19 protein-coding genes are annotated in these 24,383 nt (G+C 33.6%); 14 read left to right on the top strand and 5 right to left on the bottom strand.

Annotated elements, in window-relative coordinates; all coding sequences use genetic code 11:
* The 3 genes from FHK87_RS19130 to FHK87_RS19120 form a co-directional block, all read left to right on the top strand.
* On the top strand, nucleotides 1-1,524 hold a 1,524-nt coding region (locus FHK87_RS19130), incomplete at its 5' end, for a T9SS type A sorting domain-containing protein (protein WP_140595382.1).
* Nucleotides 1,525-1,756: 232 nt separating this feature from the next.
* Nucleotides 1,757-5,656: a T9SS type A sorting domain-containing protein gene (locus tag FHK87_RS19125; RefSeq protein ID WP_140595381.1), complete on the top strand. Its 3,900-nt coding sequence runs from the start codon at nucleotides 1,757-1,759 to the stop codon at nucleotides 5,654-5,656.
* Between the two features lie 53 nt (nucleotides 5,657-5,709).
* Nucleotides 5,710-6,168: a hypothetical protein gene (locus FHK87_RS19120; RefSeq protein ID WP_140595380.1), complete on the top strand. Its 459-nt coding sequence runs from the start codon at nucleotides 5,710-5,712 to the stop codon at nucleotides 6,166-6,168.
* A gap of 62 nt (nucleotides 6,169-6,230) precedes the next feature.
* Here the strand turns inward: FHK87_RS19120 and FHK87_RS19115 are convergent, their stop codons facing one another.
* Together FHK87_RS19115 and FHK87_RS19110 are read right to left on the bottom strand one after the other, a co-directional pair.
* Nucleotides 6,231-7,334 carry a DNA helicase PriA gene (locus FHK87_RS19115; RefSeq protein ID WP_140595379.1) on the bottom strand — a complete coding sequence of 368 codons (1,104 nt, stop codon included), beginning with the start codon at nucleotides 7,332-7,334 and terminating at the stop codon, nucleotides 6,231-6,233.
* A 74-nt stretch (nucleotides 7,335-7,408) separates the two neighbouring features.
* The gene (locus tag FHK87_RS19110; protein ID WP_140595378.1) at nucleotides 7,409-8,548 is read right to left on the bottom strand and encodes an SPFH domain-containing protein; all 1,140 of its coding nucleotides are present in this window, start codon (nucleotides 8,546-8,548) and stop codon (nucleotides 7,409-7,411) included.
* 199 nt (nucleotides 8,549-8,747) lie between these two features.
* Here FHK87_RS19110 and FHK87_RS19105 point away from each other — a divergent pair, with 199 nt between their 5' ends.
* A complete protein-coding gene (locus FHK87_RS19105) occupies nucleotides 8,748-9,668 on the top strand; it encodes an alpha/beta hydrolase (RefSeq protein WP_140595377.1) in 921 nt (306 codons plus the stop codon).
* Nucleotides 9,669-9,714: 46 nt separating this feature from the next.
* Here the strand turns inward: FHK87_RS19105 and FHK87_RS19100 are convergent, their stop codons facing one another.
* From FHK87_RS19100 to FHK87_RS19090, 3 genes are all read right to left on the bottom strand, one after another.
* The gene (locus FHK87_RS19100; protein ID WP_140595376.1) at nucleotides 9,715-10,443 is read right to left on the bottom strand and encodes a metallophosphoesterase family protein; all 729 of its coding nucleotides are present in this window, start codon (nucleotides 10,441-10,443) and stop codon (nucleotides 9,715-9,717) included.
* Nucleotides 10,444-10,475: 32 nt separating this feature from the next.
* Nucleotides 10,476-11,612, bottom strand: a complete 1,137-nt coding sequence (locus FHK87_RS19095; RefSeq protein WP_140595375.1) for an ATP-binding protein — start codon at nucleotides 11,610-11,612, stop codon at nucleotides 10,476-10,478.
* A 193-nt stretch (nucleotides 11,613-11,805) separates the two neighbouring features.
* Nucleotides 11,806-12,558: an SDR family NAD(P)-dependent oxidoreductase gene (locus FHK87_RS19090; protein WP_140595374.1), complete on the bottom strand. Its 753-nt coding sequence runs from the start codon at nucleotides 12,556-12,558 to the stop codon at nucleotides 11,806-11,808.
* A 309-nt stretch (nucleotides 12,559-12,867) separates the two neighbouring features.
* Here FHK87_RS19090 and FHK87_RS19085 point away from each other — a divergent pair, with 309 nt between their 5' ends.
* The 10 genes from FHK87_RS19085 to FHK87_RS19040 all read left to right on the top strand — a co-directional run bounded on the left by FHK87_RS19085 (nucleotide 12,868) and on the right by FHK87_RS19040 (nucleotide 24,263).
* On the top strand, nucleotides 12,868-13,869 hold the full coding sequence (locus FHK87_RS19085) for an AAA family ATPase (RefSeq protein ID WP_140595373.1): 1,002 nt from the start codon (nucleotides 12,868-12,870) through the stop codon (nucleotides 13,867-13,869).
* A 73-nt stretch (nucleotides 13,870-13,942) separates the two neighbouring features.
* Complete coding sequence (locus tag FHK87_RS19080) at nucleotides 13,943-14,809, top strand: DUF58 domain-containing protein (protein WP_140595372.1); 867 nt, start codon at nucleotides 13,943-13,945, stop codon at nucleotides 14,807-14,809.
* Nucleotides 14,810-14,822: 13 nt separating this feature from the next.
* Nucleotides 14,823-16,502 (top strand): BatD family protein, encoded by a 1,680-nt coding sequence (locus FHK87_RS19075; protein ID WP_140595371.1) that lies wholly within the window; start codon nucleotides 14,823-14,825, stop codon nucleotides 16,500-16,502.
* 2 nt (nucleotides 16,503-16,504) lie between these two features.
* Entirely contained in the window at nucleotides 16,505-17,509 is a 1,005-nt protein-coding gene (locus FHK87_RS19070) for a vWA domain-containing protein (RefSeq protein ID WP_140595370.1), read from the top strand.
* Between the two features lie 76 nt (nucleotides 17,510-17,585).
* Entirely contained in the window at nucleotides 17,586-18,620 is a 1,035-nt protein-coding gene (locus FHK87_RS19065) for a vWA domain-containing protein (RefSeq protein WP_140595369.1), read from the top strand.
* Nucleotides 18,621-18,626: 6 nt separating this feature from the next.
* A complete protein-coding gene (locus FHK87_RS19060) occupies nucleotides 18,627-19,538 on the top strand; it encodes a tetratricopeptide repeat protein (protein WP_140595368.1) in 912 nt (303 codons plus the stop codon).
* Nucleotides 19,539-19,601: 63 nt separating this feature from the next.
* Nucleotides 19,602-21,368: a BatD family protein gene (locus FHK87_RS19055; RefSeq protein WP_140595367.1), complete on the top strand. Its 1,767-nt coding sequence runs from the start codon at nucleotides 19,602-19,604 to the stop codon at nucleotides 21,366-21,368.
* A 5-nt stretch (nucleotides 21,369-21,373) separates the two neighbouring features.
* Nucleotides 21,374-22,120, top strand: a complete 747-nt coding sequence (locus FHK87_RS19050) for a tetratricopeptide repeat protein (protein ID WP_140595366.1) — start codon at nucleotides 21,374-21,376, stop codon at nucleotides 22,118-22,120.
* 78 nt (nucleotides 22,121-22,198) lie between these two features.
* A complete protein-coding gene (locus FHK87_RS19045; RefSeq protein ID WP_140595365.1) occupies nucleotides 22,199-22,522 on the top strand; it encodes a hypothetical protein in 324 nt (107 codons plus the stop codon).
* A gap of 139 nt (nucleotides 22,523-22,661) precedes the next feature.
* A complete protein-coding gene (locus tag FHK87_RS19040) occupies nucleotides 22,662-24,263 on the top strand; it encodes a SulP family inorganic anion transporter (protein WP_140595389.1) in 1,602 nt (533 codons plus the stop codon).
* Nucleotides 24,264-24,383 lie beyond the last annotated feature (120 nt).

The raw sequence follows: 24,383 nt of genomic DNA, 5'->3' as shown, positions 1-24,383 counted from the left end.
AATGTTGATCCTTCTAATTCAGATCGAGTGATCATCACTTTTTCTAATTATGGAATCCCTAGTGTATTTATAACAGAAGATGCTGGAGAAACCTGGACCAATATAAGTGGTAACTTAGAAGAAAATGCAGATGGTTCAGGGAATGGTCCTTCAGTAAGAAGTACAGCGTTTTTAGGAGGAAGTCATGGAACTTTTGGATCTAGATTACAAAAGATATATGCAGCTACTAGTACGGGTCTTTACTATACAAATCGACTAAATGGCGAAAGAACTGTATGGGTTAAAGAACAATTTGCAATTGGTAATTCTGTTACAGACGAAGTAGCTACTAGAAAAGATGGATTTATTGCAGTAGCAGCACATGGTAATGGGATGTTCAGTGCTCGTTTCCCAATATTTTCTCCACTACCAGAACCAACATTAAGTGTTGCGTTTGGATTAGATAATTTTGAAGTAAATGAAAATAGTGAGGACACAAAATTTGATATTGACGGTTTGTTTGTACACTCAGAAGGACGACCAATCGAAATAGAGGTAGTGAATGATAATCCTGAATTAGTATCAGCAACTATAGAGGGGGATTCTTTAAAATTATCCTATGCCAGAGACCTTATAGGATCAGCTTCTATAGGTTTAATTGCTACTTCTGGAGAAGAGCAAGTTTCTGAAGGTTTTACGGTTGAAGTGTTAGAAACACCTATTTATGTACAGGATAATGCACAAACATCAATAAAATTGTCTCAAAACTTGCTGGATTTTCCAGGTTTAGTCCAATCTGCCGATGATTTTACTATACCAGCAGGTAATACATGGAATATCAATAGAATATTAGCTTTTGGTATCTCGTTAGGATCACCTTCTTTTACGAGTGTCACCGTAAAAATCTTTGAAGATAATGCTGGGCTGCCAGGAGAAGAGGTGTATGACAGTGGGGTAATTGCACCTGTATCTAACCCTGGAGACGCTAACCTAGATATCGAGTTTCCAGAAGTATTGACTTTGGAAAGTGGTAGCTATTGGATATCTGTCTATGCGAATTTGGCTTTTAGACCTAACGGTACCTTATGGTTTTGGTCCTCACAAGAAAATGTTGTGGGAGAAGAAACACGTTTTAGAGACACCGTAAATTTCTTTGGGTTGGGTGTTACCGATTGGATTCCAAACTCTCAGTTTTTTATAGAAGATCCAATAGATCATAAATTCCAAATTTTTGGTGATATTATTAGTTTGGGTAGTAGTGTAGAAAATCGAGAACTAGTTACGCTAGATGCAATAAAAGGAGCCTCTGTATATCCAAATCCATCTAGAGGACAATTTGTATTTAATTTTGGTGATGATTTATCAAAATCAAATGGTAAGGTAACTGTTAATATTTTTAATAGTACAGGTAACTTAGTAAGAACAGATGCTGATGTAAGTATGAGCAATGGTCTTGTTTGGGATGCCTCAAACTTACCTTCAGGATTTTACTATGTAAAAATTTCTGGTGATGTATCAGGAGTCTTTAAATTAGCTAAGAATTAATATTTTCAAAAAAAGGGAGTTGATGTCAACTCCCTTTTTTTATTTGTATTGTACCGAAATAAGTTGACATCTAAAGTGAAATATTATAATAATAAATAATCTTGAAATCATATAAGCACTTAAAAACAATTCATAAAAATATGTGAAGAGATACTAAATGATCTTAAATTTTAAGAAATAAATTATAAAAATTAAGTTATATTTGGCAACTATTCACGAATCAGCTTAAAAAATGAAAAGATTATTATTCTGTCCCAGGCCTATGGTTTGGGGAGTAGCTATGTTGGGAGCTATTACTTTCACCAATGCCCAACAACCAGTCCAAAGAGGAACTGTAATTCAAAAGACTAGTAAGACTACAACATCAAGCAGTAAGCATCAGGTTTTCAAGAACCAGCAAATGTTTGATAGTAAGACAGGGTCAGTAGATTCAAAAGTTAAATTAAGACATCAAACGGATGATGCTGTACAAAGGGCAGCATACGAGTTTATGAGATTACGAAATCCTAATACAGGAAAAATACCTGATGGGATTAGAGAACGAGAACTTAGTTTTTCCAGTAAGATTGCAGTAGGAAATGATTCAAAACGATCATTAAAAAGTGTATCAAAATCTTCAAATGCAAAACGTTTTTCGTACTGGACAAGCAGAGGTCCTGGAAATGTTGGTGGTAGAACAAGAGCTTTGGCGATTGACCGTACTAATGAGAATGTGCTTCTTGCAGGAGGAGTATCAGGGGGTTTATGGAGATCTGAGAACAGTGGTAAAACGTGGAGAAAGGTAACCAGGCCTTTTCAGAATCCAAGTATTACTGCGATTGTACAAGACCCTAGACCAGGTAAAGGTTTTACATGGTATTATGCTTCTGGAGAACGATCAGGAAATTCTGCAGGTACGGGAGGATCTTTCTATCAAGGAAATGGTGTGTATAAATCACAAGATGGTGGACGTACATGGGAACAATTACGTGCCACAGCTAATCAAAACATAGGAGCTTTTGATTCTGGTTTTGATCTTATCAACTCACTTGCTATTAATCCTATCAATGGTGATCTATATGTGGCTACATTTAACGGGCTTTTCAGATCACAGGATGGAGGGAACTCTTTTGAGGAAGTATTAGAATCTGGTTTTGATAATTTTGTAGAAATAAGTATCACTACTACAGGAAGGCTTTATGCTACGATAGAATCTGATGGTGTTCCAAATGCAGGTTTTTTAACTTCTACAGATGGGGAAACCTGGACTAATATTACCCCACCTAATTTTATTGCAAATTATGGGAGAACCAAAGTAGGGATTAATCCATCAAATGAAGATGAAGTATACTTCTTTACATTAGATCGTAGTCCTAGTAATGAGGCAGTATTGTTTAAATATAATGCAGCAGCAGAGACACCTGAGGAAACCTGGGTAAATCTTACTGCTAATCTGCCATTTGTTATTGATAGAAATTTCGGAATTGGAGATTTAAACCTTCAAGGAGGATATAATATGGTAATGAAGGTGCATCCTACACAATCTAATATTGTATTTATCGGAGGTACATGTTTGTATCGATCAACTACCGGATTTACAACTCCTGCCGGAGTAGAATCTTGGATTGGTGGAAATGGACCTGGAAATGTTGACTTTTTATTGAATACTGTTGGTACCAGCGCTTCTTATACGAATCAACATGCTGATCAACATGCTTTAGTGTTTTATCCGTCTAACCCGAACAGAGCAGTTGCAGGACATGATGGAGGAGTATCAATGACAGAAGATATCACTGTTGTGAATGATCAGGCAGAACAAGTAACCTGGACTTCTTTAAATAATGGATATATAACAACACAGCCAAGACATGTAGCTTTTGATCCTGAGCCTAATACAGATGATTTGTTAGCAGGATTTCAAGATAACGGTTCATGGTTTACAAATTCAACAAATCCTACAGATGCCTGGCAAGAAGAATTAGGAGCTGATGGTGCGTATAACGCTATTGCTGATAATGGAAGAACACATTATGTGTCTTCTCAAAATGGAGGTGTTCGTCGTCTTAATTTTGATGAAGAAGGAAATAGAGTTTCTTTTACTAGAGTAGCACCTGCAGGAGCAACTGGTTTTTTCTTTGTGAATCCATTTGTTTTGGATCCAATCAATGATAATGTAATGTATATGCCTGTTGGCAATACTGTATGGAGAAATAGTAATTTGGATGAAATTCCATTATTTTCTAATAGTAACACTTCTGTTAATTGGACAAATCTAGTTACATCAGAAGCTCCTGCCGGATCAACGATAAGCGCAGTAGATATTTCTAAGTTCCCTGTGGCGAACAGGTTGTACTATGGAACCAATAATGGTGTTGCATTTAGAATGGATAATGCTAATTTAGACAATCAAGAGGCTGTAGATATTACAACCGGAAAAGGATTGCCTACAGGATTCATCAACGATATCAATGTTGATCCTTCTAATTCAGATCGAGTGATCATCACTTTTTCTAATTATGGAATCCCTAGTGTATTTATAACAGAAGATGCTGGAGAAACCTGGACCAATATAAGTGGTAACTTAGAAGAAAATGCAGATGGTTCAGGGAATGGTCCTTCAGTAAGAAGTACAGCGTTTTTAGGAGGAAGTCATGGAACTTTTGGATCTAGATTACAAAAGATATATGCAGCTACCAGTACGGGTCTTTACTATACAAATCGATTAAATGGTGAAAGAACTGTATGGGTTAAAGAACAATTTGCAATTGGTAATTCTGTTACAGATGAAGTAGCTACTAGAAAAGATGGATTTATTGCAGTAGCAGCACATGGTAATGGGATGTTCAGTGCTCGTTTCCCAATATTTTCTCCACTACCAGAACCAACACTAAGCGTTGCGGTTGAATTGAATGATATTAGAGTTGACGAAAATAGCGAAGACACAAAAATTAGAATAAGTGATGTTTTTGTGCAGTCAGAAGGACGACCAATTGATATAGAAATCATAAATGACAATTCACAATTAGTATCAGCAACTATAGAGGGGGATTCTTTAAAATTATCCTATACCAGAGACCTTATAGGATCAGCTTCTATAGGTTTAATTGCTACTTCTGGAGAAGAGCAAGTTTCTGAAGGTTTTAAAGTTGAAGTAAGAGAAGCATCTATTTATGAACAGAATAATAGAGAAGCAGGTAGTATAACATCTCAAAATTTCTTAGACTTTTCAGCTTTAGCTCAATCTGCCGATGATTTTACTATACCAGAAGGTAATACATGGAACATTAATAGGATATTAGCTTTTGGTGGACAAGCAGGTACACCAGCTTTTACCAATGTTACCATAAAGATCTTTGAAAATAATGGTGGATTACCTGGAGATGAAGTGTATGACAGTGGAGAGATTGAACCAATCTCTGAACCAAATAACCCTAATCTTGATATTCAACTTCCAGAAGTATTAACTTTGGAAAGCGGTAACTACTGGATTTCTATCTATGTAAACCTAGCTTTCAACCCTGGTGGTAATCGATGGTTTTGGGCTTCACAAGATAATGTTATAGGAGAGGAAACACAGTTTAGAGATGCTGCAAATGTTTTTGGTGAAGGTTTGACTGATTGGTCTTCAGGTTCTCAATTTCTTGGTTTGCCAAATCCAATAGATCAAACATTCCGAATTTTTGGAGATATTATCGGTTTAGATAATAATACAGAGAACCAAGAATTAGCGACACTAGATGCGATAAAAGGAGCCTCTGTATATCCAAATCCATCTAGAGGACAATTTGTATTTAATTTTGGTGATGATTTATCAAAATCAAATGGTAAGGTAACTGTTAATATTTTTAATAGTACAGGTAACTTAGTAAGAACAGATGCTGATGTAAGTATGAGCAATGGNATAAAAGGAGCCTCTGTATATCCAAATCCATCTAGAGGACAATTTGTATTTAATTTTGGTGATGATTTATCAAAATCAAATGGTAAGGTAACTGTTAATATTTTTAATAGTACAGGTAACTTAGTAAGAACAGATGCTGATGTAAGTATGAGCAATGGTCTTGTTTGGGATGCCTCAAACTTACCTTCAGGATTTTACTATGTAAAAATTTCTGGTGATGTATCAGGAGTCTTTAAATTAGCTAAGAATTAATATTTTCAAAAAAAAGGGAGTTGATATCAACTCCCTTTTTTTATTTTTGAAACATGAATAAAATTATATCTGTCTTATTAATTGTGATTTTTTTCTCTTGTAAATCAAATAGTATAGCTCAAGAAAAAGAAAAATCTAACACGAGTAAAGAAAAGACAGAGCTGTCACAATTTAATAGAATTGACGAGAGTACACGTATCGCACCCGGAACGGTTCATTTAACCGGATTGGTGTTAGGAACTTCCAAAAATAAAGCAATTTGTGGTAAACCGTATGCGGAAACGGCAACAATAAAAGTAGAAAGCATACGCGGTTCTGGTTCCGGAATCGTAAGTCAGATTGCCTCAGGACAAGAAATTACATTTGGTTTTTTGAAAGGACACTTCAAAGACTTCGAGACTCTTCAACAGAAGCATGATGATAATCAAGAACTATTTTTTATAGTACAAGAAGGATTATGTCTGGGTATGAATCAAACGGTTTATGAAATTTTAAGCTTTAGTATTCAATAAAAAGATTAATGCTTTATTGCAATTAATTTATAGGTGACTTTATACTAAATAGTCAATCGTTTTTATGAATCTAATAGTAAATAGATCACTATAATTATACAGATAATTAATAGTACGGTAAAGAATATTTTCCAAAAAGAATAAGGCCTGCCTCCTGATATTTTTCCAGTTTGACCATTGATAAAGAAGTTATATTTTTTGCCACTGTAACGATATGAACTTATATATACAGGTAATAAAATATGTTTAAAAGTTTCGTCACTTAGGCTCATTTGCAAATCATGAACTCTTTGCCTGTCTCCACCGATATCTCTCCTTGCCCAGTTAGTAGCAATTTGCTCTGCTTCTTTTGTAGAAGCTAAATGTCCTTCTTTTAACGGAATTGTATATTTTTCGGTTACAAAACCAGCTAAAAAACTAGTGTTAAAAGATTCCAGAGCTTTTAGATTCCAATTTGATATTTTTTTTGGTATTGGATTTTCTTGTTGACGAGAAGCTTTTATTAAAGTATCATCTACGAATCCTTGTATGTGACCGCTTACAGATGTCCATCGTGTTCTGCGCTCTTGCCGAGTTCTTCGTACTGTTTTTCCGTTTACGGTTGTAGTGTATGGTACGCTTACATAGTAATAATCTCCTCTTTGCCCTCTATAATTGGCATATAGTTGAGCATCAAAAGTCCAGTAGGGTAGATACAAGCCTTTGGTGTATTGAGGGTCCAAAGCTGCTTTTTTTAAATTATTGGGTGCAAACCAAAGCCCTTTGACCCACTTTGAAAAGATTTGATGTGATTTTTTTTGATCAAATTGAAAAGGTATAAGAGCTCCCGGTAGTATCCAATCTTCTTTATAAGCGTCTTCGATAATAAGGGGCATTGTACAATATACGCAATGTAAAGATTTATAATTCTCTTCTACATGTTGATTTGCGCCACAGTTTTTACAATGTAGCATCATAATCTTTTCAGAATGAGATTGGGCGCCCATCTCTTGTAAATAAGGTTTTAATTCAAGCTCTTTAAAACCATTTTTATCTTGTATAATTGTTTCTTGATGACCGCAATATTCACATGTGATATTTGTAGTACCGGGCTTATATTTTAACTCTGCACCACAATTCACACAGGATTTTTTCTGTTCTGAAACTGCTTTCTTTTGTTCCCTCATAGGAAGTTATTACTGCGATCGTACTTTATCTGTAAAGTTGAAATGTTATTATTTATTTCTTAGAAAATAATGAATTAAACATTTGGTAGTGGTGGTGGAGTGTTTCCTCCAAGAAAAGACTTGAGTTCTTCTATATCTTTAAGCTCAAGCCAGGTTGTCATTCCTTGTTTCCAAATTAAGGAATTTTTATTGATAGTTCGATTTGCAAATAGCATTTTTAACTGATCAAATGATACAGGACCAGCTTGTTGTCCATTATTTGCGTAATAGTATTGAATTTGCACGGGAATAGGTGGCGGAGCAATAGATGCGTTTTGTTGCTGTTGTACTTGTTGTGTAGTATTGGCTGTTGGATTCATCATGCCTCCCATTTGTTGTGCTAGAGCAAAACCCATACCCATACCCATGCCTGCTCCGGCGGTACCTCCTTCATTTGCTGCAGCAGCTTCAATTGCTTTTGCCGCTTTGAATTTGGTAAGTTTGTCTAGGTCAAGTTTGTCTATTCTACTGTATTCAAATATTTCTTTTTTTAATTCTTCAGGCATTGATACATTTTCAATAAAGAATTTCTCTAATGATATCCCTACAGAATTAAATTCTGGTTGCATCACCTCTAGACAGGTTTCTGATAATTCAGTAGTATTTGCAGCATATAATTCTATTGGTAGGTTTGCTTCTCCAATAGTATCTGTAAATCGAGTAGAAATAAGACTTTTTAGATGTTCGTTAATTTCAAAATTTGTAAAATTGGCGTCTGTGCCAACAATGTCTTTGATAAATTTACCAGGGTCATTAATTTTGAAGGCATATGTTCCAAAAGCACGAATTTCTACTAGACCAAAACGATCATCGTTTAGTGTAACGGGATTTTTGGTCCCCCATTTTTCATCGGTAAATAAATGAGTGTTTACAAAATATACTTCGGCTTTAAAAGGACTATTGAAACCGTATTTCCAACCTTTTAAGGTGGCTAATATGGGTAAATTCTTAGTGTTTAGTGTGTATGTTCCAGGAGTAAAGACATCTGCAAGTTGTCCCTCATTGATAAAAACAGCCATTTGGCCTTCTCTGACAATAAGTTTTGCTCCATTCTTGATTTCGTTTTGATACCTCTCAAATCTATGTGCTATCGTATCTTCTGTATAGTCTAGCCACTCTATAATATCTATAAACTCATGACTAAGTTTTTTTTTGATTTCGTCAAAGATTCCCATAGGTACATCAATTTTAATGTTATTGTTTTTAAAACTACAAAATAGAATAATAGCACAAAAATTAATTTGAGTTTAATCAAATCTTTAATAAGCTTTTCATTCTTATCATTTTTTAAAATAATTTTTTAGGGTGTTTTCTGATTTCATTGTTTTAGTGTAAATGAATTTTTTAAATCAAAAAAACAAATAGGATAACATTATGAAATCTAACACAACTATAAGATTAACTTTTATTTTGATTACAGTAGCTTTATTTTATGCATGTTCTAGTGATGATAATGATATGGTGGCTGTATCATCAGAAAGTAATGATATTAGTGAGGCTATAACAAAGATTCCTATGGATATTAATAAGTTGTTTGAAGCTAAAGGAAATCCAAATGCCAAAAGAGTAATTATTTATGAAGAAGGTGGACCGAGTGATGAGTTTGTGAGTGATACATTTGAGCCTTCTGCCGATGGAGATGAGTTTGGATTTTCTACTTTGTTTAAAGATGATTATCGAGTTTATGTACATCAATCATTAACGCTTAATAGTGGACTTTGTAAAGAGGAGAAATTAACCAAAGCACAGTCAGATTTGGAGAACAAAGTGTCTGTAGAGATTCTAGATAGAGTAATTAAGCATTTTAAGGCTCAAGGTAAAGTTGTTTTTGTAACTGGACATTCTTTTGGAGGCTTTATATTGACTAAATATCTGGCAGAGAAGGGTAATACAACTGCAGACAAGTTTCTTATAATGGCGTCAAGGCTTGATATGCAGATGGTAGTGGCAGAAAATTATTCAAATTGTAAGCCCTATATTTTTAGAAATGGAACAACTCCTATTCCTGCAACAGATTCAGCATTGTTAGAAGTACTTAAAAGATGCCCCTCTGTTTCATCAATAGCTGGGTCTATTGTGAGCGAACGATTTACGAATACAATAACTGTTAATACTCTTTCTAATGTTGTTTATGTATATGCAAAAGATGATGAGCAAACCGGGGGATTGTTGCAAAACGAAAAAGATTTTTTGAAGAATAAGAATGTCAATGTCATAGAAATTCCTAAAGGGGGACATAGTGAGATGTTTTTTGGGTCATATCCTCAAAGAATATATAATGAATTGATAAAATAACTAATGAAAAATACTTTTTCTAAACTTAAGAACAAATGACATACCTTTAATTTCTACCTTTCTCATTAGGATATAAAGAATATGCAGGATCACTTTGCCAAAACTCTTTTGTGTCAATGTCCATTATGGTTAGAGGACCTTTAAAAGCAGCTCCGGTATCCATATTCCACACACAAGTAGCTTGTACAGGTGTTGTTTTATTAATTCTGCTTACAGGCGTATGGCCAATGTAGATTTCCTTAAAAAGTAATAGTCGTTTTGGGTACTGCAATGCTGTTTTTTCCAGTTTTGGATCTATTGCCAGTGCAGTTTCCCAAAGGGTTCTATCCCAATATAATAACTTACTAAAATATTCTCTATGCGGCCCATGTAAATTTGTAAACCCTGCATGAAGAAACAAACGGTTCTCATCATCTATGTGGTAATTTGTAAGATCCTCAAAAAAAACAATATGATCATTGATCTGTTGTTGTGATAATGCGCTATAAGAATCTATAGTTGCCTGCCCGCCATGTTGTATCCATTCGGGATTATGTGTTTTTGATATTAACCAATGATAACATAATTCATCATGATTTCCTCGTATGAAAATACATTTATGAGATGTTTTGAGCTGAATTAAAAACGAGATTAACTCGGCACTATTACTCCAACCATCTACATAATCTCCCAAAAAAATAAGGGTGTCATCTGTAGTTACTTTTGCCTTTTCAAATATTTGCTGTACTGCTTTTAATGCCCCGTGTATATCTCCTATAACTAATGTTCTGCTCATTGTTTTTTTTGATTGTTTATTGCTTGTTTGATTTAACTATATCTAACTTTTCTGAGTATCCGAATACTTTCTTTATATAGTAAATATACATTACTATCGTACGCTTTGAGGTAAGGTTTAGCTTCTTCTAGTTTTTCCTTTGCTTCGCTAAAGTCATTAAAATAGCAAATCAAATACGTTGCAGGAAGGTTGATAATGTCTTTTTTGTCGTTTTTGGATAAAGGAATTTTATTTTTTAGTTTATCTATAATTGCATTATTACTGTTGTATAGATGAAATAATGTTTTTCGGTCAAATTGCGGAGGTTGAAAAAGGAGTTTGCTTTCTATATCATAACTCGCATTGTCTTTAAAAGTAATTACAACTTCTTCTAGGGGATAGTATGTATATGTGTCATGTAATCCTAGTTGTACATATTCTACGATTTTAAAATGTTCTTCTGTTATGGTAATACTCACTTCGTCTAGCTCAGAATAAAATAATTTGACATGCTCATTAATTAATTCAATATCAACTCTAGAATAGTATGTTTCTCCATTCTGGCGTTTTTCTTTTGCTGCCCAACATACCACAAAATATTCTTTAAACACTTTATAATTGGGGTTATAATCTTTTCGGGAACTCATAAAGTGAAAGACTCCGTCAAGGGTTAACTCGATGTTGTTTTGAGCATGACTCTCTATAGCGCTTACCAGTTCTGAATTTACATCTTTGATTTCGATATCAAACACTTTTGGCATACTGATGCTTCCTTCTCTAAAGAAAACAGATCCTCCATAGTATTTCCATATGTTTTTTCTGAGAGAACATAATTTTCCGTCTTCTGGACGAATCGTTACGAGTCCTACAACTTTGTCAGAGGGTAAATGAGGAAAAGGAATATTTTCATATGAAACTATAGGCGGATTTGACAGATAGGCATTTACTAAATTCTGTATTTTACTATCATCAAAAAAGTCAACACCAATAACCTTATTTTCTTCATCTTCTACGCCGATTACAATGTAAGAGTTGTTTTTGGGGTTAGAATTTGCAAGTGCACAGATATGTTTTAAAAATTTTGCTTTTCCTTCTTTTTCTCCAATATTAAGTTTACGCTTCTTATCATAAAAACTATTTTCGTCATTATGTGCCAGTAGGTTTTTAATAAGGAGGCGTTTGTTAATCATTCCTTTAACAAATTGCAATTCAAACTTTTCCCAACTATAAACTTAGGTATTTTTATTGTCTCTACAATACATTTGGATTAAAGAAATTATAAACTTTATTCGATAATCGAGATTTAAATGCTCCAAGGCTTGCCTCGAAATCAAAAGTTAGTTCCCTTCGAATGCTTCGTGAGCTTGTTCCGAGGTTCTTTTCTTATAGATTCTTGTTTACAATAGTGCTATTCGCTTGTGCGGTAGGAAAAACCACAAGGTCTGCAATATTAACATGATAGGGTCTGGTTACTACAAACGCAATAATATCTGCAATATCATCGGGGGTTAAGGGAGCAAAACCTTTGTATACATGATCTGCTTTTTGATCATCTCCTTTAAATCTTACATTACTAAACTCTGTTTCTACCAAACCTGGATGAATAGCTCCAACTCTTATACCATGTTTATTTAAGTCGATTTGCATCCCTTTGTTAATAGCATCAACAGCATGTTTGCTTGCGCAATATACATTTCCGTTAGGATACACTTCTTTTCCGGCAATAGAGCCTATGTTGATAATATGCCCTGATGTATTTGCAATCATTTTAGGGATTACTGCTTTAGAAACATAGAGTAATCCTTTTACATTAATATCGATCATAGCATCCCAATCATCTAAGTTTCCTGTTTGGATGGGGTCAAGTCCATGAGCGTTTCCTGCATTGTTAATCAAAATATCAATGTTTTCAAAAGCTTTAGGAAGGCTATTGATTTCAGAAAGAACAGCGGCTTTGTCTCGAACATCAAAACTAAGTGTATGTACATTAACCTGTTTACTAAGTTCTTGTTGTAATGTGTCCAGACGGTTTTTTCTCCTTCCGCACAAAATGAGGTTAATATTATGTTTGGCTAATTCTATAGCCGTGGCTTTTCCAATTCCACTAGTTGCTCCTGTGATCAATGCTGTTTTCATAACGCTATTTTTGATTTTAAGAAATCCTGTAAATAATAGTATTTACTTAATGATTTTGCTGCTATTAATTTTTTTAGAATTGCAACATCCAATAGGGTGTTACGTCTTTAGAAATACTCATCATTTTGTTATGATGTGTATTGTTATGTCTTTTTTTGTAAAAAGGATTAAAGATACTCTAAAATTTGTGCTTAAACATCTTTTGCAGATAGACATTTAACCAAGCATTAACAAGAAAGCGAAAAATATTTCAACAATTTGCAATGTTGAACAAGGAATATTAAATTCACGCCTTAAAAAATTAAATAAATGGAAGATAACAGTTCTATTGATATTGCTGTAATTAATCAGAAAATAGAGAAAGAATCTGCTTTTGTAGATCTACTGACTTTAGAAATGAATAAGGTAATTGTAGGTCAGAAACATATGGTAGAGCGTTTGCTTATAGGATTATTAGGTAGAGGGCACATTTTACTAGAAGGGGTTCCCGGATTAGCAAAAACCTTAGCTATTAATACATTGTCTAAGGCAGTTCATGGTAGTTTTAGCCGTATACAGTTTACACCTGATTTATTACCTGCTGATGTTATCGGAACATTGATTTTTAATATTAAGGAAAATGATTTCTCAATAAAAAAAGGACCTATTTTTGCCAATTTTGTGCTTGCAGATGAGATCAACCGTGCTCCGGCTAAAGTACAGAGTGCTTTGCTAGAAGCAATGCAAGAAAAGCAGGTAACGATTGGTGACGAAACCTTTATTTTGGATAAACCCTTTTTGGTAATGGCAACTCAAAACCCGGTAGAGCAAGAAGGAACATATCCTTTGCCCGAAGCTCAAGTTGACCGTTTTATGCTTAAAACCGTTATCGATTATCCAAAGTTAGACGAAGAACAACTCATCATAAGAGCTAATTTAAAAGGATCTTTTGAAAAAGTGAATCCTGTGGTTTCTGTAGAACAAATTTTGAGAGCGCAAGAAGCCGTAAAAGAAGTCTATATGGATGAGAAAATCGAAAAATATATTCTTGACATTATTTTTGCAACACGATATCCAGAAAAATATGGTTTAGAAGAAATCAAACCATTGATTAGCTTTGGGGCTTCTCCTCGTGGAAGTATCAATCTTGCGACAGCATCAAAATGCTATGCATTTATAAAAAGAAGAGGATACGTAATTCCTGAAGATGTAAGAGCGGTAATTCATGATGTATTGCGCCATCGTATTGGTATTACATACGAAGCTGAAGCTGAAAATGTAACTTCTGAAGATATTATTAATAAAATTGTTAATGAGGTCGAAGTACCATAAGATTTTAGATTTTGAAATGATGATTTTTTATAAAAATCAGGAATGACTCGATCATAAATCGTAAATCAATATAATGGATACCAAAGAGTTACTTAAAAAAGTCCGAAAAATAGAAATCAAGACCAGACGCCTGAGCGATCATATTTTTGGAGGTGAATATCATTCGACCTTCAAAGGTAGAGGTATGACTTTTAGTGAAGTAAGACAGTATCAATTTGGAGATGATGTACGTAACATAGACTGGAATGTAACAGCGAGATATAACGAGCCTTATATAAAGGTTTTTGAAGAAGAACGAGAACTCACTATGATGCTAATGGTAGACGTTTCAGGTTCACAGCTTTTTGGTACTCAAGGCGCATTCAAAAAGAGTATTATTACAGAAATCGCCGCTACTCTTGCATTCTCTGCCACTCAAAATAACGATAAAATTGGTTTGATTTTATTTACTGATGAGATAGAACTCTTTATTCCGCCCAAAAAAGGAAGATCTCATGTGCTTAGAATCATAAGAGAATTACTCGAGTTTGAACCAAAAAGTAAGAATACCAATATTACAGAAGCTTTAAAGTTTCTATCAAATGTTATGAAAAAGAAAGCTATCGTTTTTATTCTTTCAGATTTTATAGCAGATGATTATCAACGTACACTTAAGATCGTAAGTGGTAAGCACGATGTAACCGGTATTAGAGTGTATGATCGACGAGAAGAAGAGATTCCTAATCTAGGATTGGTTCAAATGGAAGATGAAGAAACAGGAGAACTTTTATTAGTTAATACAAGTTCTAAAAAAACCAGAAAAAATTATAGTGCATATTATAAAGAAAGAGTAAACTATTTTGCAGATAGTTTTACCCGAAGTGGGGCAGGCTCTTTAAGCAGTAGAATAGACGAAAGCTATGTAAAAAAATTATTAGGCTATTTTAAACGTAGAGGATAGCACAATATCGCAAATGAAAGATTATAAACAAGAATTAAAATATATTTCAATTTTTCTGAAGCCCCAATCATTATTTTTATGGGCTTTACTTTCTTTTTGGAGCATAACAAGCTCTGCTCAGGTTTCTGCAACTGTGGATTCTACAGATATCAAAATCGGAGAAGAAATCCGCTATAAAATGCAGGTAGAATCAGATTCAACTCAAATGGTAGTTTTTCCCGAAGGACAAACATTTATGCCATTAGAAATGATTGATTCGAGAAAAATCGATACATCAAGAAACGGTAAAAAGATACAACTGATTAAAGAATATGCATTAACGCAATTTGACTCAGGATCATATACAATACCCAGACAAAAGGTTATGGTAGGAGATCAAGTATTTTTTACAGATTCTATTAAGGTTGAAGTTCGGGATGTTCTGGTTGATACTACCAAACAAAAAATGTTTGCGATAAAACCTTTGGTTGATGTCGATCCTAAAACTACTTTTAATTGGAAAAAAATAATACTCATTGTAGGAATTATTTTCTTAGTACTCCTTGTCATAGGAGCAATAGTATTCTTGTTGTTAAGAAGAAAAAAGAAAATTGATGCCAGAAAGAATAAGCTCCCGCCTTATGAGCGAGCTATTTTAGCACTTCAAAAAATAGATGAATCTCACTTACTCGAAAAAGATTCACATAAAGAATACTATTCTCAGTTGAGTGATACTGCTCGTCAATATATAGACGAAGAAATCTATGATCATGCGATGGAAAGTACAACAGACGAACTCATCGCAAAATTAGATGAAGAAATACGTTCGGGATCACTCAATCTTGATATAGCAACTGTAGAAGAGCTTAAGAAAGTTCTGAAGACTGCAGATATGGCAAAATTTGCAAAGTCTAAACCTGATAAAATTACGGCAAGAGCAGATCGCAATGTTATAGAGCAAGTCATTCATAAAACAAAAGAAGCAATCCCTGAACCAACAGAAGAAGAGTTGCTTGCAGATGAAGAATATCGAAAACAAAAAGCGAGAAAAAAGAAAAGAAAGCAGATTATTTTGGGCAGTGTAGGTGTTTTTCTACTTCTTGTGGGTACATGGGTCGGGCTAGGCTGGTTTTATGGGTTTGATGTATTAAAAGATAATATATTTGGTCATCCCACAAAAAAACTGGCAGAATCCGAATGGATTACCAGTGCCTATGGTTCACCGCCAATAACGATTACTACACCAAAGGTTCTTATAAGAAAAAGTGTAAAACTTACCGAAGAAGAAAAGAATAGCATCTTCAAAAGTGAAAATACATTTGAATATGGAACGTTATCGGATAACGTTTTTATTAAAATATCATCACAAACAGTTGATTTACCAGAAAAAGATATAAACGAAACCATATCAAAAATAGTAGCTCGAGAAGAAGATAATATCATTTCATACTTTGAAGAATTAGGTGCAAAAAATATTACGGTTAAGAGTGAAGAGTATGAAACACTAAATGGAGTAGAAGGGAGAAAAGTTTTTGGAAACTTTAAATTAAAAAAACCAAAGACCAAAGACGAACAAAAATACGATTACGTAATGCTGATGTTGGGGTATGGAGGATTTCAGCAAATAACAGTGGTGTATGATACCCAAGATCGATATGCAAAAGATATGGTAGAACGAATTATTAATTCTGTAGAACTTAAAAACGCTGAATGACGATGTTTGATAATTTTACATTCGAAAATCCTCAGTTTTTCTGGTTGTTTTTATTACTGCCATTGGCGATCACATGGTATATTTTAAGTAGAAAAAAACAGCAGGCGTCTTTGAAGATTTCTACTATAAAAGGATTTAAAACATCCGGAAGTTGGATTACTAAGATAAAACCAATACTTTTTGCACTGCGACTTATAGCATTATCTCTCATTATAACAGCTTTGGCAAGACCAAGAACAGTTGATGTTTCTACCAAAACAAAAACTACAAGAGGGATAGATATTGTGATGTCTATAGATGTTTCTGCAAGTATGTTGGCTAAAGATCTTAAACCCAATAGGCTAGAAGCATTAAAAGAAGTAGCAGCAGAGTTTATAAAAGGAAGACCCAATGATCGAATAGGATTAGTGGTGTATGCTGGTGAAAGCTTTACCAAAACCCCTATTACAAGTGATAAATCTATAGTATTAAACAGTCTAAAAGATGTAAAATACGACGATGTTTTAGAAAATGGAACTGCAATAGGTATGGGGCTTGCTACATCCGTAAACCGGCTTAAAGATAGTAAGGCCAAAAGTAAAGTGATTATTCTACTTACAGATGGTTCAAATAATGCTGGATTTATTGATCCTAAAATTGCTTCAGAACTTGCTGTAGAATATGGCATCAAAACCTATACGATTGGTATTGGTACAAATGGAATGGCACTAACTCCTGTTGCTATCTTACCTGATGGATCTTTTCAATATGGAAGAGGAAAAGTAGAAATTGATGAAAAATTACTTAAAGAAATTGCAAAAGCCACCAAGGGTAAATATTTTAGAGCAACAGATAACAAAAAATTAGAACAAATTTATCAGGAAATTGATAAATTAGAGAAAACAGATATCGAAGAGTTTAAATTTTATAACTATCAAGAAAAATTCAGGTCATTAGTGTTATTGGCAGGTTTTCTTGTCTTTATAGAATTTTTATTGCGATATACATTATTTAGAAGTTTTATTTAAAGACTTGTATTTCTGGGATTAAAATTTTGATCCCTAAGAGAAATTTAAAAAAGAATAGATTTAGCATAAGGAAAAAATGTACTTATTAGAAGAAAAAATATATTTCTGGCTGTTATTGGGTATTCCTGTACTCATAGTTTTATTTTTAGGGGTTTTGCTATGGAAAAAAAGCACGCAAAAAAAGTTTGCAGATCTTACCTTGCTAAAAAAACTAAGCCCGGATCAATCTGTGTTTAAGTCTGTCTTAAAAATTATTATCATAAGTTTGGCATTATCATGTTTTGTCATTGCATTAGTAAATCCCAAAGTAGGTACAAAATTAGAAACTGTAAAAAGAGAAGGGGTAGATGTGGTATTTGCAATTGATGTTTCTAAGAGTATGTTGGCAGAGGATATTGCTCCAAATCGATTAGAAAAATCAAAACAATTAGTAACTCAGATTATCAATAATCTTGCTAGTGACCGTATTGGTATTATCGCTTATGCAGCAAGTGCATTTCCTCAGTTGCCAATTACAACAGATTACGCCTCCGGCAAAATGTTTTTGCAAGCTATGAATACAGACATGCTTTCCTCTCAGGGAACGGCGATTTATGAAGCTATAGAGCTAGCAAAAACATATTATAATGACGAAGAACAAACCAATAGAGTCTTGTTTATCGTGAGTGATGGCGAAGATCATGAAGGGAATATAAAAGAAATTGCAGAAGAAGCATCAAAAGAAGGTATTAAGATCTTTACAATAGGAGTAGGTTCAGAAAAAGGAGGACCAATTCCTATAAAAAGAAATGGAGTAACGCAAAGTTATAAGAAAAATAGTCAGGGAACTACCGTGATTACCAAATTAAACCCGACAACTTTGCAGGAAATTGCAAGTGAAGCAAATGGCACATACATTGAGGGTAGAAATACAAGCAAAGTAATAGATGAAGTAACCGAAATTTTGCAAAACATGGACAAAAAAGAATTTGAAGCCAAGCAATTTGCAGATTTTAAAGATCAGTTTCAATGGTTCTTGGCAGCTGGTTTGTTACTGTTGTTTCTCGATATTTTCTTATTAGAAAGAAAAACATCTTGGGTAAAGAAGTTGAACTTGTTTAATGAGCAGTAGTATATTATGAAAAAGATAGTAAGCATTTTGTTATGTCTTCAGTTTGTAGCTGTTTTTGCTCAGCAAGAAGAAGACAGAGAAAAAATTATTAATGAGGCAAATCAATTTGTTGCATCAGGGAATAAAATGTTGGTGCAAGACGAAGATTTTCCGCAAGCAGAAGGAGAGTACAGAAAAGCAATCTCCAAAAACCCTGTTGACCCTACAGCAAAATATAATTTGGCAAATGCATATTATGGTTCCAAAAAATATGACGAAGCCAATTTACGTTATTCAGAAGCAGCGAAGACAGCAACAGATAAAATGAAAAAGCATAAAGCTTTTCATAATAAAGGGAACACCTTTATGGAGCAGAAAAAGTACAAAGAAGCAGTAGAAGCTTATAAAAATGCACTTAGAAATAATCCAAAAGATGATGAAACCCGATATAATTTAGCCTTAGCTAAAAAAATGTTGGAACAACAGCAGCAACAGAACGATCAGAATCAAGATGATCAAAATCAGGATAAAGATCAAAACAAAGATCAGAATCAGGATAAAAAAGATGGAGAAGATGACAAGAAAGATAATAAAGAAGGAGAGGATGAAAAGGATAAGAAAGGAGATGACGGGGATCAGAAAGATAAAGATCAAGGAGAAGACCAAAAAGATGAAGGAGGAGAAGGAGATGATAAAAAAGACGAAGAAGGAAAACCCAAAGATGATCAAGGCGATAAGGGAGAAGATCAAAAAGATCAGGGAAAAAACGGTGAAGGACAACCACAAAATCAAGAACCACAAAGAGCTAAAGGACAATTATCTCCCGAGCGTGTTAGAAGTATTCTAGAAGCGATGAATAATCAAGAAAAAAAGGTTCAGGACAAAATAAATGCCAGAAAAGCTCAAGGAAGAAAAACACGAACAGAAAAAGACTGGTAAACAATATAAAATTAGTGTTTTTTAAAGAATCTTAATTTTTTAAAAGACCAAAGAAGAATGACAATGAAACTAAAACTAATTTTTCTAACACTGCTCTTCACGACAATGCAGATTACATGGGCTCAGGTAAAATTTGAGGCCAAAGTAAGTAAGAAAAAGCTTGGTGTAAATGAAAGATTACGAGTAGATTTTGAAATGAATAAGGATGGAGACAATTTTACTCCACCCTCCTTTTCTGGATTTACTGTTGTAGGTGGACCTAATCAATCCATTAGTAACTCATGGATCAATGGTAAAAGAACATATGCCAAAACATTTAGTTATTTTCTTGAACCGACTGCAAGAGGAAGTTTCACTATCAAACAAGCAAAAATTGAAATCGATGGTCAGGTATACAAGACATTACCGATTAAGGTAGTGGTTACAGGAGCAGTTGATAAGCCAAAAGACGGTAATAATTCTGATTTTGTAGCAAGTGAAAATTTACATCTGGTTGCAGAAGTTTCTAAAGGAAATCCATATTTGAATGAAGCCATTACAGTAGTTTACAAACTATATGTTAGTCCAAGAATTAGTGTAAGTAACTGGAGAGAACTGGATAGTCCAAAATATAGTGATTTTTGGAGTCAGGCAATCGACATGAAACAATTAAAAGTCGAAAATGGGCAGTATAACGGAGAACCCTATCGCTATGTAATTCTTAGAAAAACGGTTTTATATCCCCAAAAAACAGGGAAACTTAATATAGAACCACTGAGTCTTTCTGTTTCTGTAGATGTACCTAGTAATAGGAGAGATATTTTTGGAGGTAGACTCTATACTACTGTAAACAAAACTGTGGCTGCGGGTAGTAGAACTATAAATGTTAAACCATTACCTACTCAAGGAAAACCAGATGATTTTTCTGGAGCGGTAGGTGATTTTAGTTTTAAGGTAGAAACCAATAAAAAAGAACTGGATGCTACAGAATCACTAGATGCCAAAATAACGGTTTCAGGTAATGGAAATTTAAAATTATTTGATTTGCCTAAACTTACGGTTCCAAATGGTTTAGAGCAATATGAACCACAACATTCTGAAAGAGTACGTACAAATTTAACCGGGATGGGAGGCAGTATTTCAGACACCTATACTTTGGTACCACAATACAAAGGTAAATATCCAATACCTGCAATTTCATTCTCATATTTTGATCTAAAAACACAAACATATAAGAGAATTACATCAGATGAGATTGTTATTGATGTCAAAAAAGGCCCTGATGGCGGATCTAGTATTGTTGCTTCAAACGATAATAGTACAAATAAAAGACAAGTTACTCAAACCGAAAATCAATTTAGGTTTTTAAAACTTGATGCTAATTTTGAGTCTATCCAGAGAACTTATTTTTTTAAATCTGCTTTGTATTGGGCTTCACTTACAGTGCCACTATTAGCAATACCTTTATTTCTTTTCTTCGGTAAAAAGAGACAAGAGCGATTAAATGATGTGAGTGGAAACAGAGTACGAAAAGCTGATAAATTAGCACGAAAATATCTTTCTGAAGCTAAGAAAAACCTTGGTAATCAAAAAGAGTTTTATATCGCTATGGAACGTGCGTTACATAATTATCTCAAGGCAAAATTACATATCCAAACCAGTGATATGAGTAAAGAGCATATAAGAGGTTTATTAAAAGAGAGAGGTGCAGATGAGTTAGTTGCTGCAGAGTTTATTTCATTATTAGAGAGTTGTGAGTTTGCCAGATATACTCCATCTTCTACCTCTGCAATGCAGCAAGATTATGATAAAGCATCTAAAGTAATTGCTAAAATCGATAAACAGGTATAGAGATTATGAAAAAAATTGTTTTAGTATTTGTTTTTTTAGCTACATTATTTTGTTTTTCTCAAGACGAAGCTTTTCAAAGGGGTAATGCCTTATATAATCAAGAAAAATATCAAGAAGCAATTGATTCGTATATGTCGATCTTAGATCAAGGCAAAGAATCTGTTTCGTTATATTACAATTTAGGAAATGCTCATTATAAACTTAATAATGTAGGGCCTAGTATCTTCTATTTTGAAAAAGCATTAGAGCTGAAACCAAATGATGAAGATGTAAAAAACAATCTTGGTTTTGCCCAAAAAGCTACAATAGATGCGATTGATGAAATACCAGAAGGTTTCGTATCTAGAATTATGAATAACTTTACTAATATGTTTAGTTTTGATCGTTGGGCATGGATTTCTGTATTGTGTGTTTTGCTATTTGTAGTATTATTTATCACTTATTATTCTGCTCAGGCGTCATCAAAAAAACGTTTCTTTTTTGTGATTTCTATGGTACTGTTACTATTCGGGCTTTTTAGTATATTGTTTGCTTTTAAACAATATAATTTTGTTGTAAATAATCAATATGCCATAGTATTTGCTAAAGAGACTGAAATCAAAAGTGCTCCAAATTTACGCAGTGAAGAAGTATTTATGCTTCATGAAGGTACCAAAGTAAAAGTTACAGAAACTGTAAATGATTGGAAAAAAATCAAACTTGCAGATGGTAAAATCGGTTGGATACCTGCATCAGACATCAAAGAACTGTAATTAGACCTATAAATTTACGACTGATTTAACAGTTTTTGAAAGCAATACTATTATTTTAGTGTCTTAAAAATTGTTAAAGTGAAACTAAAGCTTCAAATCGCTAAACTTCTAATTCTACTGGGCTTTTTGCTTAATTTAGGTCATTTTGGTGTAGAACTTATAGACTTTTACTTTAGCGATAATACGATGTCTTTAGTATTTGAAGAGGCAGAAAATTCTGCAGAGCACGAGAAAGATGAGTCAGAAAAAGAAGATACAAAAGAAAAAGATAAAATCTCACAGCATTTTGATAACAAGGTTTCAAATATTACAGATTTAGAAAACGAATATTTTCCAAAATCCGACACTCATACTCTTTTAATTTATCTGGAAAACTATACGCCACCGCCGAAATATTCATAATTATCACGTTATCACATTACTCAAAATAAGAACAGAAAAATGGGTTATCGATGTTCTTTTTTTGAAGGTTTTTCAAATCAATTTTCACTCTGTTGTTTCTATGTATTAGAGATCAACAATAATTATTTTAGTTATGGACATTTTAAAAATTTTAAAAAATGATCTACCAGCCAGTATTGTAGTATTTTTTGTTGCGTTACCATTATGTCTGGGTATCGCACTTGCCAGTGGAGCTCCACTTTTCTCAGGATTAATTGCCGGGATTATAGGAGGTATCATTGTAGGCGCTCTTAGTGGTTCAAAAATTGGGGTAAGTGGTCCTGCAGCCGGCTTAGCTGCTATAGTTCTCAGTTCTATTGGTACTTTGGGAGGATACGAGAACTTTCTTGTTGCGGTAGTATTAGGTGGTGTTATACAGATTGTTTTTGGAGTATTAAGAGCAGGTATTATAGGATATTATTTTCCTTCCTCAGTGATCAAAGGTATGCTTACTGGGATAGGAATTATTATTATTTTAAAACAAATTCCTCATTTTTTTGGGTACGATGCAGATCCAGAAGGTGACTTTGCATTTTTTCAAGTAGATGGTCAGAATACATTTACCGAAATTATAAGTACAATCAATTCGATTAGTCCAGGAGCTACATTGATAGCGTTATTGGGCTTAGCAATCCTAATACTTTGGGATCGGGTATTGGTTAAGCAATCTAAATTATTTCAAATCATTCAAGGGCCATTAGTCGCTGTTGTTATAGGGATTTTATTTTATGTTGTAACAAAAAATAGTCCGATACTGGGAATCTCTCAAGAACATTTAGTTAATATCCCTGTTCCCGAAGATGAACTCTCTTTTGTAGAACATATGAAATCTTTTCTAGGTCAGTTTAGTTTTCCACATTTTGCTGCTATAACTGATTCTAAAGTTTGGGTCACAGCATTTACAATAGCATTGGTTGCAAGTTTAGAAACATTATTATGTGTAGAAGCAACAGATAAACTTGACCCTGATAAAAATGTTACACCAACTAACAGAGAATTACTAGCTCAAGGTACGGGAAATATCATTTCTGGTATGATTGGAGGGTTACCAATTACTCAGGTAATTGTACGAAGTTCTGCAAATATTCAATCAGGAGGAAAAAGTAAGATGTCTGCTATAATTCATGGTTTTTTCTTGTTGATTTCAGTAATTGTCATTCCAAAGCTTTTGAATAAGATTCCACTATCTGTTTTGGCTTCTATTTTATTGATTGTTGGATATAAATTGGCAAAGCCTTCTTTGTTTGTAAAAATGTTCAATCTGGGATGGAAACAATTTATACCTTTTACAGTTACTGTTTTAGGAATAGTTTTTATAGATCTGCTATATGGTATTGGATTAGGACTTTTAGTGGGTATTGTTGTGATTTTGATCAAAAGTTACCAGAATTCACACTTTCTTCATATTGAAGATAAAAGTAATGGAAAACATAGGATCAATATGACTCTTGCAGAAGAGGTAACTTTTTTTAATAAAGGAGCTATTTTAAAAGAGCTTAATAAATTGCCGGAACATACGTATCTGACTTTGGATGTTAGAAAAACCAGATATTTGGATAATGATATTATTGAAATTTTAGAAGATTTTTCTGAAAAAGCAAAAATGAAAAATATTGATATCAAACTAATTTCTGAAAGAGGAGAAGTAGAAAATCCAGACAGTTACATCCAGTTTTTTAGACTAAGACCAAAATCAGCATAAAAACATTATCGTTATCGTAATTGTAAAAAATATCATGAAAACTTATGATATAAATTAATCAAACAATAAGATGGTCAATATACAATAGGTATCTAAAACTATTTTTTTAGATACCTATTT

It is taken from the genome of Aquimarina algicola, assembly GCF_006443095.1.
GTDB lineage: Bacteria > Bacteroidota > Bacteroidia > Flavobacteriales > Flavobacteriaceae > Aquimarina > Aquimarina algicola.
This window is presented reverse-complemented; position numbering and strand designations above follow the sequence as displayed.